12 protein-coding genes and 4 tRNA genes are annotated in these 14765 nt (G+C 60.3%); 7 read left to right on the plus strand and 9 right to left on the minus strand.

What is annotated here, in order from left to right:
* Positions 1–19 precede the first annotated feature (19 nt).
* Entirely contained in the window at positions 20–1870 is a 1851-nt protein-coding gene (gene phaC, locus AC244_RS03205) for a poly(3-hydroxyalkanoate) polymerase subunit PhaC (protein ID WP_053247345.1), read from the minus strand.
* Between the two features lie 109 nt (positions 1871–1979).
* On the opposite strand from phaC, the gene AC244_RS03210 reads away from it, so the two are divergent.
* The 4 genes from AC244_RS03210 to recJ all read left to right on the plus strand — a co-directional run bounded on the left by AC244_RS03210 (position 1980) and on the right by recJ (position 7070).
* A complete protein-coding gene (locus AC244_RS03210) occupies positions 1980–2288 on the plus strand; it encodes a hypothetical protein (protein ID WP_053247346.1) in 309 nt (102 codons plus the stop codon).
* 124 nt (positions 2289–2412) lie between these two features.
* A complete protein-coding gene (locus AC244_RS03215) occupies positions 2413–3630 on the plus strand; it encodes an LL-diaminopimelate aminotransferase (protein ID WP_053247347.1) in 1218 nt (405 codons plus the stop codon).
* 84 nt (positions 3631–3714) lie between these two features.
* Positions 3715–5037, plus strand: a complete 1323-nt coding sequence (locus AC244_RS03220) for a homoserine dehydrogenase (protein ID WP_053247348.1) — start codon at positions 3715–3717, stop codon at positions 5035–5037.
* A gap of 230 nt (positions 5038–5267) precedes the next feature.
* Positions 5268–7070 (plus strand): single-stranded-DNA-specific exonuclease RecJ, encoded by a 1803-nt coding sequence (gene recJ / locus AC244_RS03225; protein WP_053247349.1) that lies wholly within the window; start codon positions 5268–5270, stop codon positions 7068–7070.
* A gap of 79 nt (positions 7071–7149) precedes the next feature.
* Here the strand turns inward: recJ and AC244_RS03230 are convergent.
* The 6 genes from AC244_RS03230 to AC244_RS03255 form a co-directional block, all read right to left on the minus strand.
* Positions 7150–7225 (minus strand) — tRNA-Glu (locus AC244_RS03230).
* A 190-nt stretch (positions 7226–7415) separates the two neighbouring features.
* A tRNA-Glu gene (locus AC244_RS03235) sits at positions 7416–7490 on the minus strand.
* A gap of 198 nt (positions 7491–7688) precedes the next feature.
* A tRNA-Glu gene (locus AC244_RS03240) sits at positions 7689–7763 on the minus strand.
* Between the two features lie 210 nt (positions 7764–7973).
* Positions 7974–8048, minus strand: a tRNA-Glu gene (locus AC244_RS03245).
* 136 nt (positions 8049–8184) lie between these two features.
* Complete coding sequence (locus AC244_RS03250; RefSeq protein WP_053247350.1) at positions 8185–9558, minus strand: YcbK family protein; 1374 nt, start codon at positions 9556–9558, stop codon at positions 8185–8187.
* A gap of 395 nt (positions 9559–9953) precedes the next feature.
* Positions 9954–10394, minus strand: a complete 441-nt coding sequence (locus AC244_RS03255; RefSeq protein WP_053247351.1) for a VOC family protein — start codon at positions 10392–10394, stop codon at positions 9954–9956.
* Positions 10395–10591: 197 nt separating this feature from the next.
* Here AC244_RS03255 and AC244_RS03260 point away from each other — a divergent pair, with 197 nt between their 5' ends.
* From AC244_RS03260 to AC244_RS03270, 3 genes are all read left to right on the plus strand, one after another.
* Positions 10592–11170: a cold-shock protein gene (locus AC244_RS03260; RefSeq protein ID WP_025426885.1), complete on the plus strand. Its 579-nt coding sequence runs from the start codon at positions 10592–10594 to the stop codon at positions 11168–11170.
* Positions 11170–11652 carry a DUF192 domain-containing protein gene (locus AC244_RS03265; RefSeq protein ID WP_053247352.1) on the plus strand — a complete coding sequence of 161 codons (483 nt, stop codon included), beginning with the start codon at positions 11170–11172 and terminating at the stop codon, positions 11650–11652. The genes AC244_RS03260 and AC244_RS03265 overlap by 1 nt, the downstream gene beginning before the upstream one ends.
* A 158-nt stretch (positions 11653–11810) precedes the next feature.
* A complete protein-coding gene (locus tag AC244_RS03270) occupies positions 11811–12458 on the plus strand; it encodes an outer membrane protein (protein WP_053247353.1) in 648 nt (215 codons plus the stop codon).
* 106 nt (positions 12459–12564) lie between these two features.
* Here AC244_RS03270 and AC244_RS03275 read toward each other — a convergent pair whose 3' ends face one another.
* Positions 12565–13221, minus strand: coding sequence for a DUF1062 domain-containing protein (locus AC244_RS03275; RefSeq protein ID WP_234716836.1), 657 nt, complete (start codon positions 13219–13221; stop codon positions 12565–12567).
* 371 nt (positions 13222–13592) lie between these two features.
* Complete coding sequence (locus tag AC244_RS03280; protein WP_053247355.1) at positions 13593–14669, minus strand: D-alanine--D-alanine ligase family protein; 1077 nt, start codon at positions 14667–14669, stop codon at positions 13593–13595.
* Positions 14670–14765 lie beyond the last annotated feature (96 nt).

The raw sequence follows: 14765 nt of genomic DNA on the forward strand, positions 1-14765 counted from the left end.
GGTAAATTCTATGCTTTCGTCAGGCGCGGGCGCGCACATAGGAGCCGGGCGCCTCTTCCAGCGTGTTGAGCGTGCCGCCGGGCTTGCGCGCGGGCACGCGCTTCTTGTCCAGTTTTTCGATCCACTGATGCCAGTGCGGCCACCAGGATCCGGGCGTTTCCTTCGCTGTCCTGACCCAGTCGTCGAAGTCGCCCTTGGGCGCACCGCCGGTCCAGAACTGGTATTTGCCCTTGTCCGGCGGATTGACGACACCGGCGATGTGGCCGGAGCCGGAAAGTACGTAAGTGACCTTGCCGCCGAATGACGAGCTGCCGAGGAAAACGGAGCGCGGTGGGGCGATATGGTCCTCCTTCGTCGCCAGATTGTAGATCGGGATCTTGACGTCGCCGAGCGATACCTGCTTGCCGGCCAGCATCATCTCGCCCTTCGATAGGCGGTTTTCCAGGTAGCAGTTGCGCAGGTAGAAGGAGTGGTTGGCCGCCGGCATCCGGGTCGAATCGGAATTCCAATAGAGCAGGTCGAAGGGCAGGGGCTCCTGACCCTTGAGGTAGTTGTTTACGAAGTAGGGCCAGATCAGCTCGGAGGCGCGCAGCATATTGAACGCCGTCGCCATCTTCGAGCCGTCGAGATAGCCGGCAACCCGCATGTTGGCTTCCATCTGGCTGATCTGGTCTTCATCGACGAAGACCTTGAGATCCCCCGCGTGGGTGAAATCGACCTGTGTCGTGAAAAGCGTTGCCGAGTGGATGCGCTCGTCGCCCTCTGCGGCATGAAGCGCAAGCGTTGCGGCCAAAAGCGTTCCGCCGACGCAATAGCCGATGGCATTGACGTCCCGTTCACCCGTCGCCTGCTCGACGGTGTCGAGCGCAAAGCCGATGCCCTCGCGTGCGTACGCTTCCCAATCCTTGGTCGCATGCCGCTCGTCCGGGTTGACCCAGGAGATGACGAAGACCGTGTGACCCTGGTCGACCGCCCACTTGATGAAGGATTTTTGTGGGTTGAGGTCGAGCACATAGAACTTGTTGATCCACGGCGGGCAGATCAACAGCGGACGCTTGAGCACGGTTTCCGTCGAGGCTTCGTACTGAATCACCTGGCAGACGTCGCTCTGCGCAATCACCTTGCCGGGGGTGATCGCGATGTTCTCGCCGATCGCGAATTTGCTGGTATCGGTCTGCCTCAACCGCAAATCGCCGCGACCTGCAGCGACGTCCTCGGCAAACATCTGCATGCCCTTGACGAGGTTGGCGCCGTTGGTCGCCACCGTTTCCCGGTAGAGCTGCGGATTGGTGGTAACGAAATTGGTCGGCGAGAGCGCGCTCGAAATCTGCCGGACATAGAAGGCAGCCTTGTGCTTGGTGTGATCGTCGAGGCCCTCGGCGTCGCGCACCATCTTGTCGGCCCAATCCGACGTGATGAAATAGGCCTGCCGGACAAAATCGAAGAAGGGGTTTTTTACCCAATCCTCGTCCGTGAAGCGTTTGTCCATCCGCTGTAGGCTGGCAGGATCCGCGGCGGCAACATCACCGGACATGCGATGCAGGGTTCGAGACCACATCTCGAAGAAGCTGCCCATGAGATGGGTCTGTGCTTCAAGCGTCCGGCGCGGATCGGAAAGCCAATACTCAGAAACCCTGGAGAGGGTCTTGACCATATCGGTGACGGGTTCTGAGAACACGTCGGATTTTTCGCCGGTCTCGCGCGGCGCAAGCCAGGCGGAGGCTGCCTTGCCGAGCTGTTCCATCGCGCGGGCAAGGTTGACCGCAAGGCTTTCAGGATCCTTGACAATGTAGGGTTCAACGGACTTCGGGTCGAAGCCAGCAAAGCCGTCCTTGCCGGCGTGGCCTTCGGCATTCCTGTCTGCTGTCACCCGGTTTCCTCCACAGCATCTTGTTTGTTTTGTATTTTTACATTCTGCCCGAAAATGATTACAAGGGCTAGCGCATCGTCGCGCCACGAAAACAGAGGTCTTTGCCAGTATGCTCGCCGTCGGAAAACAGCGCTCCATCACCTGGGTTGCCGGGGTCATTCTCCTTGGCACGCTTGCGGGCTGCAACAGCCAGAAGACCCCGTTTGAAAACTATCCTTCCGTCTATGGTCAGAAGCCGGCGGCGACGCAGCAGATGACCAACGAGGAAGCCGCCGACATGCAAGCACGGCTGACCGCTCTCGGTGCTGCGCGCAAATCCGGTTCCATTTCCGAAGCTGAGTATCAGCGTCGTATGAAGGAAATGCGTACGCTCGCCGAAGACCACGGGTCCGACACGCTGAAACAGATCGAGAATTAGCACTTGCGTTTCAGGTGATTTGGACGCAAAGCGTTCAATGGCCGCAGTGACGGCCGTTCACCAAAGCGCATGTTTTCGCGACGGCCAACCGCTGGCGGAGACGTGCGCCAAACGAGGTTTGGAGATGGAAGAGTTTCACAAAGTCCGGCGTTTGCCGCCTTATGTTTTCGAACAGGTCAACCGTTTGAAAGCAAGCGCGCGAGCGGCCGGTGCTGACATCATCGACCTCGGCATGGGCAATCCGGATCTTCCCACTCCACAGTCGATTGTCGACAAGCTCTGCGAGGCCGTTCAGGACCCGCGCACGCATCGTTATTCGTCGTCGAAGGGCATTCCCGGGCTGCGTCGTGCCCAGGCCGCCTATTACGCCCGCCGCTTCGGCGTCAAGCTGAACCCGGACACGCAGGTCGTCGCCACCCTTGGCTCCAAGGAAGGCTTCGCCAACATGGCCCAGGCGATCACCGCGCCGGGCGACGTGATCCTGTGCCCCAATCCGACCTATCCGATCCATGCCTTCGGCTTCCTGATGGCCGGTGGTGTCATCCGCTCGATTTCGGTCGAGCCCGACGACACGTTCTTCGGACCGCTGGAGCGCGCCGTTCGCCATTCGATTCCGAAGCCGCTGGCGCTGATCCTCAACTACCCGTCGAACCCGACGGCTCAGGTCGCCACGCTCGATTTCTACAAGGAAGTCGTGGCGTTTGCGAAGAAGCACGACATCATCGTGCTGTCGGATCTGGCCTATTCGGAGATCTACTTCAACGACGCACCGCCGCCATCCGTGCTTGAAGTGCCGGGTGCGATCGACTGCACGGTCGAGTTCACCTCGATGTCGAAGACCTTCTCCATGCCCGGCTGGCGCATGGGTTTTGCCGTCGGCAACGAGCGGCTGATCGCGGCGCTGACGCGCGTGAAGTCCTACCTCGACTATGGCGCGTTCACGCCGATCCAGGTGGCGGCCACCCAGGCGCTCAACGGTGACGGCAGCGACATCGCCGAAGTCCGCAACATCTACAAGCGTCGCCGCGACGTGATGGTCGAAAGCTTCGGCAAGGCCGGCTTCGACGTGCCGCCGCCGGCAGCGACGATGTTTGCCTGGGCCAAGATCCCGGAGAAGTTCCGTCACCTCGGATCCCTCGAATTCTCCAAGCTGCTCGTCGAAAAGGCCGATGTGGCCGTAGCACCTGGTATCGGCTTCGGTGAGCAGGGTGACGACTACGTGCGTCTCGCCCTCGTCGAGAACGAGCACCGGATTCGCCAGGCGGCCCGCAATATCAAGAAGTTCCTGTCCACGGCTGACGAGACGATGCACAACGTCATCTCGCTCAACGCGCATCGGTAAAAGACGGGGGCGTGCCAGGCGCGCGCCCCTACCGCAACGGCCCCGCCGTTCTGGCGGGGCGCCCTCACATGTTAGGAAATGGCTATGGCAGATGCCCTCAAAATCGGCATTGCGGGCTTGGGTACCGTCGGTGCCTCGCTCGTGCGAATCCTCCAGGATCGTCACGAGATGCTGGCAACGACATGTGGCAGGGCGATCGAAATTACAGCCGTAACGGCGCGCGATCGCTCTAGGGATCGCGGCGTTGACCTGTCGATGACGACCTGGTTCGACGATGCCGTTTCGCTTGCTGCCAAGGCCGATATCGATGTCTTCATCGAACTGATGGGCGGTTCCGGCGACCCGGCTTATGCAGCGGTCAAGACGGCGCTTAGCCGTGGGATCCATGTCGTCACCGCCAACAAGGCGTTGCTGGCGGCGCACGGCATCGAGCTTGCAACCATTGCCGAGAAGAACGGCGCGCTGCTCAACTATGAAGCGGCCGTTGCCGGTGGCATTCCCGTCATCAAGGCGCTGCGCGAATCCATGACCGGCAATACGATCTCGCGCGTCTACGGGATCATGAACGGCACCTGTAACTACATCCTGACAAAGATGGAAAAGGAAGAGCTTTCCTTCGAGGCCTGCCTGAAGGAAGCGCAGAGGCTCGGTTATGCCGAGGCAGACCCGGCCTTCGACATCGAAGGCAACGATACCGCACACAAGCTGTCGATCCTGACGAGCCTGGCCTTCGGCACGGCGATCGCTGCTGACGACATCTATCTCGAAGGCATCACCAACATCTCCATCGATGATATTCATGCTGCGGCCGATCTCGGGTACCGGATCAAGCTTCTCGGCGTTGCCCAGCGCACCGAAAGCGGCATCGAGCAACGGGTGCACCCGACAATGGTTCCCTATGATTCGGTGATCGCCCAGGTCGACGGCGTCACCAATGCGGTCGCGATCGAATCCGATATTCTCGGCGAGCTGCTGATGGTCGGGCCCGGTGCCGGCGGCAACGCCACGGCGTCCGCCGTTCTTGGCGACGTTGCCGATATCGCCAAGAGCCGCCCTGGCGCGCAGCATGTACCGGCCTTCGGCCGCCCGACCAATGCGTTGCTGCCCTACAAGCGCGCGCAGATCCAGAGCCACGAAGGCGGTTACTTCATCCGCCTGAAGGTCGTCGATCGCACCGGTGTCTTTGCAAGCATTGCTTCGCGCATGGCCGAGAACGGTATCTCGCTGGAATCGATCATGCAGCATTCCAAGCACCCGAAGGAATCATTCGAGCCGCAGACCATCATCCTGGTGACGCACGCGACCGCCGAGCATTCGGTGCGCGATGCGATCGTCGCGATCAAGGGCGAGGGCTATCTGGTCGGCGAGCCGCAGGTGATCCGCATCGAGCGACCGAAGGCAGCCTAGTTCCAGGCGCAAATCTGTTGAGAAAGGGCCCCATCGACCATTGGCGTCGGTGGGGCCCTTTTCATGCCGGGTTTTGCGTGCGCGCATTGTTCGCTACAGCGCCGCGCGTCAGACATGACGCGCAAAGGACGCTGTAGCACTTGAAACTTGCTGCATGATTTTATCCTTAAATCGGATCCGATTTAAGGGATCATGCAGTAAGAACGAAGAGATTGAGGCAGGTGGACAGCATGGAAGAACCGGTAGATCCGATACAGCGAGCTTTCCTTGGCGTGGAACGGTCGATCAGCGGTCAACGCTGGGTGTCGCGTCTCGATCAGGCCGGCCAGAACCGGGCACTGGCGATCAGTCAGGTCCATGGCTATTCCGATCTGATCGGCCGCGTGCTTGCCGGGCGTGGAGTAACGCTCGACGATGCGGCGGTCTTCCTCGACCCGACGCTTCGTTCGCTGATGCCGGATCCCGATACCATGACCGACTGCCGTAAGGCGGCTGAGCGCCTCGCGGTTGCGATTTCCAGGCGCGAGAAGGTCGTGATCTTCGGCGACTACGACGTAGACGGAGCCGCATCGTCGGCGCTGATGGCGCGCTTCCTCAAACATTTCGGGCTCGAGGCCGAGATCTATATCCCCGATCGTATCTTCGAGGGTTATGGCCCCAACCCACAGGCGATCGAACAGTTGATCGACAACGGCGCCAGGCTCATCGTCACCGTCGATTGCGGCTCGACCAGCCACGAGGCGCTTACGGTGGCAGCGCAGCGCAACGTCGATGTGGTCGTCATCGACCATCACCAGGTCGGCTCGTCGCTGCCGCCATGCCATGCGCTCGTCAACCCCAACCGCGAGGACGATCTCTCCGGTCAAGGACACCTTTGCGCGGCCGGCGTCGTTTATCTCGTTCTCGTCAATACGATGCGTGTGCTGCGTGCCGCCGGTGACGCCCGCGTCGGGTCTTTCGATCTGCTGGCGCAACTCGACCTTGTGGCGCTCGCAACCGTTTGTGACGTGGTGCCGCTCAAGGGGCTCAATCGCGCCTACGTCGTCAAGGGGCTGATTGCAGCCCGGCACATGGGCAATGTCGGGCTGGCGGCTCTGTTGCGCAAGGCGGCGATCGGCGGTCCGGTGACGCCGTATCATCTCGGGTTTCTGGTCGGGCCGCGCATCAATGCCGGCGGCCGCATTGGCGACGCGGCGCTTGGCAGCCGCCTGTTGACGATGGGCGATAGTGCCGCCGCTGAAACGATCGCGGCACGGCTCGACGAACTCAACCGCGAACGGCAGGCAATGGAGGCCGCGATGCTGGCTGAAGCCGAAGCCGAGGTTCTGGCCGAGTACGGCACGGGTGAGGGGGCCTCCGTGATCGTGACGGCACGGGAGAACTGGCACCCGGGAATAGTCGGGCTGATTGCAGCGAGAATAAAGGAGAAGTTCCGCCGTCCGACCTTCGCCATTGCCTTCGATCCGAATGGTCGAGGCACGGGATCCGGCCGGTCGATCGCTGGTTTCGACATGGGAAAGATGGTTCGTGCGGCCGTCGACGGCGGATTGTTGGTGAAGGGCGGCGGCCACGCCATGGCGGCAGGCCTGACGGTCGAGCGGGCGAAGCTCGGCCGGCTGCGGCAATTCTTCGAGGAGAAGGCAGAAGCGGCCGTGCGCGACCTCGTTGCCGTCCAGACGCTAAAGGTCGATGGTGCGCTCGGTGCGTCTGGCGCAACACTAGAGCTGATCGATTTGCTGGAGCAGGCCGGGCCCTACGGCTCCGCCCACCCGCAGCCAGTTTTTGCCTTCCCGCAGCATCGGTTGCGCGATTGCCGTCAGGTTGGAGCAAACCATATCAAGATCACGATCGAGGGGCAGGACGGCAGCCGCCTCGACGGTATCGCGTTTCGAGCCGTGGAGACGCCGCTCGGGGACCTTCTGTTCGCAAGCCGTGGCGCGTCGATTCATGTGGCGGGATCGGTCTCCGCAGATCTCTGGCAAGGCCAGCGCCGCGTGCAACTCCGCGTTGCCGACGCGGCGAAGGCTGTTTGACAGGGATACATGGCGAAGCGCAGTGCGCACCAAAGCGTAGCCAAATCAAAGGTTTGGTATAATAGGCTAAACTCTTTAATGGTGCGCCCAACGGGACTCGAACCCGTGTTGCCGCCGTGAGAGGGCGGCGTCCTAGACCGCTAGACGATGGGCGCACTCGCTGTGTGGGCGCCTTGCAGCCAGTGGGTTTGAAGGCGGCAAGTGCACATCTGCGGATTCTTGTGCTTTTCTGTTAAAAAGCAACAGCAAAAATGCGCTGCCGACCGCTCGATCCTCGGCGTACCAGAAACGCCTCTCGCCGCGTAAGCGACATGGGAGCTTGCGATACTGACGGGATTGTCACAGTGGCACGCCCTAGGGGAGTCGAACCCCTCTTCCCAGAATGAAAATCTGGTGTCCTAACCGATAGACGAAGGGCGCACTTGCTGTGTGGGCGTCTTATAGTCAGCGCTTTTGCCGGCTGCAAGCGCTAATGTCAGGATTTTCGAAGTTTTTCTGTGAAAAATGCTGGAAAAATCACGGGTTAAAAACACCGCGCCCGTGGCAGACACAGAGGGGAGCATGGACCACGCAATCGGCGTTAAATCAGTGGCGAATGTGCTGGGGAGAGGATCACAGTGGCACGCCCTAGGGGAGTCGAACCCCTCTTCCCAGAATGAAAATCTGGTGTCCTAACCGATAGACGAAGGGCGCACTTGCTGTGTGGGCGCCTTATAGTCAGCGCCTTTGCAGACTGCAAGCGCTAATCTGAGAATTCGAGCGCTTTTCCTGTGAAAAGAACCGGAAAAATCTGCGGCCACTCGGTCGTCCCGGAGAGCGGCACATGGTCGAGCGCGCGTCGGATTCTCGACGCAAAACTGCCGATCACGAACAGGGAAATCACGTGTGAGGGGAGGGTCACAGTGGCACGCCCTAGGGGAGTCGAACCCCTCTTCCCAGAATGAAAATCTGGTGTCCTAACCGATAGACGAAGGGCGCACTTGCTGTGTGGGCGTCTTATAGTCAGGCGATTTGATTACCGCAAGCGTCAATTTTCATTTTTCTGTAAAAAATGCACAGGCAGGGGGAAGGGGGCGGATTCTGTGGATTAACCCGTGGAAACAAGGGCTTGCGTTCAGCCCTTGCTGCGGCGGCAACGCCAGTTCCAGTCGCGCTGGGCGCCGATGTCGATATGAACCGATTCCGTGTGGCAGTAGGTGCCGACGCCGCCGCGCCCGGGAATGCTGCGCAGGAAATCCGCCAATTCCCACTTGCTGACGCCCTGGACCTGGATGTCGGCCGCTTCGCAGCGCGTATGGAGGGATTGCTTCGCGCGGTTGACCTTGATCGGGCGCAGGCCTGAAGTCACCATGACTTGGCGGCCGTAATGCGTCTCCACCTGCTTCAGCATCTGCATCAGTTCCGGCTTGAAGCAGCCGGCCTCGACCTTTTCGGTCTGCAGGATGAGGCCGCTTGGCGCCAGCCGGGCAAGGCCGGAAAGTGAGGCGAGCTGAACGGGCGCGTCCTCTTCATCTGCTGCATGGTCTTCATGTGCGACGCTGAACAGCGGGCTCATCTTGACGCCGGGCAGGCCATTGTAGGCGAGCGAAGCCATTTGCGGCTGGCTGGCATTGCTGGTGGTGATGGTCTTTTTTTCAGCGGGCTGCGCTGTGCGCGCCGTTACCTGCTTCTCCTTGCGCTTGCCGGCAAAAAGGCTTGCAAGGGTCCAGGTCTTGGGCTCTTCCTTGGAATCGTTCTCGCTGGTCTTGCCGTCCGGCGCGACCGTCATCGTCTGGGCAACTTCTGTCGTTGGCTGCGCCTGCTCGGCGGCCTGCACGGGTTGCAGCACACGCGACGTCTTTCCGCCGAGGGCAGCCTGCGCACTCAAGGGCAGCGGCACAGAGGCGGGAAGGGTGGTTCCGTCCGGAGAGGCATAGGCCATCACAGCCGTATCCGACGGCGCGCCGGAGGTGTCGTTCGAGGCACCCTGCCGCGGCTGGATGATCGGTTGGGGTTGAGGCTGAGTTTGCCCCTGGCCTTGGGCACCGCTGAAAAGACTGTTCGTCGTTGCGTTCATGCTCGGCTGGGCAGCGCCCGTGGCGGGGATGGAGCCCGTCGTCTGCGGCTGTGCGCCCGTCGCTGCCGCCTGGCCGCCCGCCGGAGCCTGGCCATAGATGCTGGAGGAGGCTGCACGCAGGCCGGTGCTCTGCATCGTCAGCGATCCACCCTGTTGCGCTGGGTCTTGCCCCGGCACGAGGGCGCCATTGCCCTGGGCTGCCTGCGGGTTGCTGCCGACCGCCGACACCTGGGCGTCGCGAACAGTCGCGCCGGCCTGGGTCGAATCGGCGACCTGTAGCGATTCCTGCGTTTCCTCGACTTTCAGCGCGGTCGCCGCCTCGTTGTCGGCGACCGCAGACATGCAGCCGCTCAAGGCGAGCAGTGAAACGGATATCGCGGCTGCGCGGCTGATGGTTCCCAGCAGCGCGCCCTTTGTTTCCCGATGTTGCAACGTCCTATCCCCGCTCTCCGTGCATGATTGGCGAGATCGTCGCCTTTCCATGCATTAAGTCTCAGTTCCGAAACATCGCTCAGAACAAACAAACACGAAATTCGCGCGACGGGCCAAACGGATCGCCGCGGGAAGGATTAGGCCAAATACAGTTAGGGGGCGTCGCCACGAGCGGATAGGACCCCGTATCAACGTTTCGCGCGGAAGTTACTGAACGATACGTGATTTGTAAACTGGCGCTAACCTTGAGCCCACATACAACCAGCATGCGAAGGCCCGGTGTCGGTGCCGGGCCCCGGATCATTCATTATTTCAACGGATCCGCGACTCGACTTTGCCAAGCCGGGATAACCGGCTGTAGACGTCGATCATCGGCCGTCAGAATTGCGCGAGGCTTACCAGGCGCCGGTGTTGCCCATGGAGGCCCAGGGCTCTTGCGCAGGTCGATTTTCGCCCTTCTGCAGGATCTCGATCGAAATGCCGTCGGGCGAGCGCACGAAGGCCATGTGCCCATCGCGCGGCGGACGGTTGATGGTCACGCCATTGTCCATCAGATGCTGGCAGAAGCCATAAATGTCGTCCACCTCATAGGCCAGGTGACCAAAGTTCCGGCCGCCTGTATAATCTTCGCTGTCCCAATTGTAGGTGAGTTCGAGGCACGGCGAGAGTTCGCCCTTTGCCCGGTCAAGATCGCCGGGGGCGGCCAGGAAGACAAGTGTGAAACGGCCCTTTTCGTTCTCGTAGCGACGGATCTCGCTAAGGCCGAAAATCGTGCAGTAGAACTTCAAGGCCACGTCCAGATTTTTGACGCGAACCATCGTGTGCAGATAACGCATTGCAATGTCCCTGTTTCGAAGAAGATGGCGTATACTTATCTGCCAGCAAGCCAGAGGCAAGGCTGCGTCCCTACATTCGACCCGGGCCAAAATACGCCGAGGGTCTTGCGCATCAGCGGCGGGACGATGTTATTCTAGTCAATAAGAATCAGTTAACCGTAGTCGGTAGTCGCGCGTAAACGAGGGGCTGGGAGAGAATGGCGGATAGGACATCTTCAAAAGACGTCATGCATGATGACGACTTTGGCAGCGACGCCCTCGACCTCGTCGAAATCACCGGCGTGATCAAGTGGTTCGATGTCGCCAAGGGATTTGGCTTCATCGTGCCCGATAACGGCATGCAGGACGTACTGGTGCACGTGACCTGCCTACGGCGCGACGGTTATCAGACGGTGCTCGAAGGGGCCCGGGTCGTCGCTCTCATCCAGAAACGCGATCGTGGCTACCAGGCCTTCCGCATTCTCTCGATGGATCAGTCGACAGCTATCCATCCCTCGCAACTGCCGCCGATCAGAACCCATGTGCAGGTCACGCCGACGAGCGGTCTCGAGCGTGTTCTCGTCAAGTGGTTCAACCGGACCAAGGGCTTCGGTTTCCTGACGCGCGGCGAGGGCACGGAAGATATTTTCGTGCACATGGAAACGCTGCGCCGTTTCGGACTGACCGAACTTCGCCCCGGCCAGGTAGTTCTCGTGCGCTTCGGCGATGGTGAAAAGGGCCTGATGGCGGCCGAGATCCATCCCGACGGCCCAACGCCGACGAGCCGTTCGCACTGATGTCGATGGCTCGATCCCTTTCTGCAAGAAGCGCCGCCATGGCGCTTTTTTTGTCGCTGCTGTTGTTTGCAGTCGTCGCCTTTGCGGACGTAGAGTTCACGACTGACCGGATGCGGCTGGTGACAGCCGACAATAAGATCCTCGAGCTGACGGTCGAGCTCGCCATCGATGCCGATCAGCGCGAGCAGGGGCTGATGTTTCGCCGCTCAATGGCGCCTGACCACGGGATGCTGTTCGATTTCGGCGAAACGCGCCGGGTCATGATGTGGATGAAGAACACCCATCTGGCGCTCGATATGCTGTTCGTCGACAAACGCGGCATCGTTCGCACCATCCATCAGGATGCAGTTCCGTTCTCGGAGGCGATCATCGATTCGGGCGAACCGGTGGCCTTTGTGCTGGAGCTCAATGCCGGCACCGTCAAGCGCCTGGGCATCAAGCCCGGCGACCGGCTGGAAGGCGCTCGTATCGGCGGCAATTGATCCAGCAGCGCACAGCTTTAGAATTGGCCAATTGGAAATATCTAACCATATGATTTAAAAGAGAAGTTTATTGTTCTCGCCCCGAAGCGAGCCTTTTCGGCAGACGCGCCCTACATAAGTTGGTAATCTTGCTGTCGGACCAACAGGAGGCATCTGTGATGATCAGGCATGTGCTTGTTGCAATTTTTGCTACAGCGGCCTTGGCGCCTGTGGCATGGGCCGCCGATCTGACCGAAAATCTCGAGCCTGCGCCCCTGGTGGAAGCCGCACCCACCTTTGTCTGGACGGGCGGCTATGTCGGTCTGCAAGGCGGTGGTGGCTGGCTCAACGGTGATTTCAGTACGCCGGGTGCAAATGCTTCTGAGGACTTCAATGGTGGCCTTCTCGGTGCCTTTGCCGGCTTCAACTATCAGCAGGGCGATTGGGTCTACGGCATCGAAGGCGATGTGACTTATAACTGGAACGACAAGACCTTCGATATCTTCGGCGCTTCTCCGGAAGTCGGAACCGATGTGTCCGGTTCCGTCCGCGGTCGTCTCGGCCATGTCGTCAATGACAAGGCACTTATCTATGCGACCGGCGGTTGGGCAATTACACGCGGATTCGTCGACGTGCCGGGGGCTTCCAAGGAAAAGGAAACCTTCAATGGCTGGACGATCGGTGCCGGCGTCGACTACGCCTTCACCGACAGCCTGTTTGGCCGAGCCGAATACCGCTACAACGACTATGGCGACAAGGACATTGGCGGCATCAACGTCGATGTCGACCAGCATCAATTCACCGTCGGTATCGGCGTGAAGTTCTGAAGACCATCTGTTTCAGGAGGGCTCCGATGGCATCGGAGCCCTCTTTCGCTGTCATTGTCCGCGTTATTCACGCTTGGATCGAGGCCGGGCTCCGGCCAGTCTTCGGCTAAGGCCCGGCGCGGCTGAGGATCGCATTGCGATCGGCTTCGCCTGCAAGATCGATGGTGATACGCATCTGATCCTTCACTGACCGTCGCAGCGTATTCTTGCCCAACGGGGTCGTGGTGATGCGGCCTTCTTCTTCAAGCATGGCGATACGCCTGCGTGACAGGCCGAGTTCCATGGATAGCAGCCTTTCCGCTCTCAGCGATGTTTTCATCGCCAGGCCGAGAACGATCTCCACGCGTAGGGATGACTCGGCGGCAGGGTTCAGTATCGTTTTCTCTACATGAACCTCGGCAAATTCTTCGATTCGCCCTGCATTCTGGCGCAGTCCGTCGAGATCGAAAGAAACCTTTTCGATCCAGGCTCCGTCGTTGTTCTGCAATGCGTGCAGCGTGGCCGGATCGATATCGCGGATGTGGCGGCGCTCGAAGATGGGGCGATTCCAGGTGCTGTCGCAGTCGCTGCAGCGATAGATCAACCAGGCATCCAGCCGCCGACCATTGGCATTGAGCCGCGTTTTGCCGCTCGGCTCAAACGGACGCACTGTTCGGCAGCGGTTGCAGGCGAGCCACGGGCGCGGCGCGATCCTGGGTTTGATGGTCCACTGGACCAGGAATGTGTGAGACATGTCGTCTGGTTCTTCCGATGGGAAGTCCATCAAGACGACGGTTTGAGCACCCGTTCAGGGGACGCGGTCTGGCAGCGTTTTTGGTGATGGTTCGACCCGCATAAAGAATCATGCGGCGACAGGTCGGCAATGCCATTCCGGTCTCGAACCGTCACCTCGACGAACGCATTGAGTTGCGATCCGACAGCGGCGATCGCTATCGGGCGTACGTGGTGAAACAAGCGAGACCGGGGATTACAAAGGCAAAGCAGAACTCCAGGAAAAGACAGCGCAATTTGCTGCGCAACCCTCCTAGCCGAATTTTATTGCCACGGGAAGTAGCAGTTTCGTAAGTCGTCGCGCAGTCGGAACGCGCGCGGCGCGACGCGCTCCACCAAGGCAGTGCGGACTTGGGAAAATGATCAGCGAGCCAGCGCGGCTCTTGCCAATCCATGCTCGATCAACAGGCCGACAAGCTCAGTGTAGCGCACGCCGCTCGCGGCCATGGCCTTCGGGTACATGCTGATATCGGTAAAGCCGGGCATGGTGTTGACCTCGTTGATCACAACGCTCAAGTCCGGCCGGACGAAAAAGTCGACGCGTGCCAAGCCTTCGCAGCCGAGCGCGATGAACGCTTGTCCGGCCATGTCCTGCAAGCGTTGCGTTACCTCGTCTGGCAGAACTGCCGGAATGCTGATGGCGGCGCCATCTTCATCAAGGTACTTAGCCTCATAGGTATAAAAACCGTGGCTGGCACTGGTCGCGATCTCGCCCGGGACGGAAACCATCAGGCTTCCGTCTGATCTTTCGAGCACGGCGCACTCAATTTCCCGTGCCTGGACGAATTCCTCGATGAGAACCTTCGTGTCGAACTTGAAGCCTTCGTCGAGCGCTGCGTTGAACTCTTCGGCAGTTCGCGCCTTGCTGACGCCGACCGACGAACCCTGTCGTGCAGGTTTGACGAAGACCGGCTGCCCCAATGCGGCCCTTACACTCTCGAAGTCCGGACGCTGATCGGGCCTTGCGGTGACGGAGCGGGCAACCGGCAAACCTGCCTCGCGCAACAGGCGTTTGGCCATTTCCTTGTCGATGGCCGTGGCGGAGCCGAGGATGCCGCAGCCGACCAGCGGGATATTGCAGACCTGAGCGAGCCCCTGGATCGATCCGTCCTCGCCATGCAACCCATGCAGAACGGGAAACAGAATGTCGATCGCCGGTGGGTGCATCATCGCGCCGGCAGCTTCGTCGAAGGCGATCAGGCGACCGCGGCCGCCGGGCACCAGGCAGACTTTCGTGCCGGCATAGGTGATGTCAGCAGGCAGGCTGCCAGCCGTCATCTCGATCAACAACCATTGTCCGGTACGATCGATGAGGATCGGCACGATCTCGTATTTGGCCGAATCGATCGCTTTCAGGACATTGCGTGCGGAAAGAATGGAAACGTCATGCTCGGCGGATTGCCCGCCAAAGAGCACGCCCACGCGCAATCTCGAGGTCATGAAAGTTCCTTTCCGGGAGAGCGGTTCAATGGATACGCCCCCCGATGTATGCGACCAATTGCAACAGAATTGAGGTGTTCGACGTCAGCGTCGTTT

The sequence above is a fragment of the Ensifer adhaerens genome (assembly GCF_001270265.1).
Classification (GTDB): domain Bacteria; phylum Pseudomonadota; class Alphaproteobacteria; order Rhizobiales; family Rhizobiaceae; genus Ensifer; species Ensifer adhaerens_B.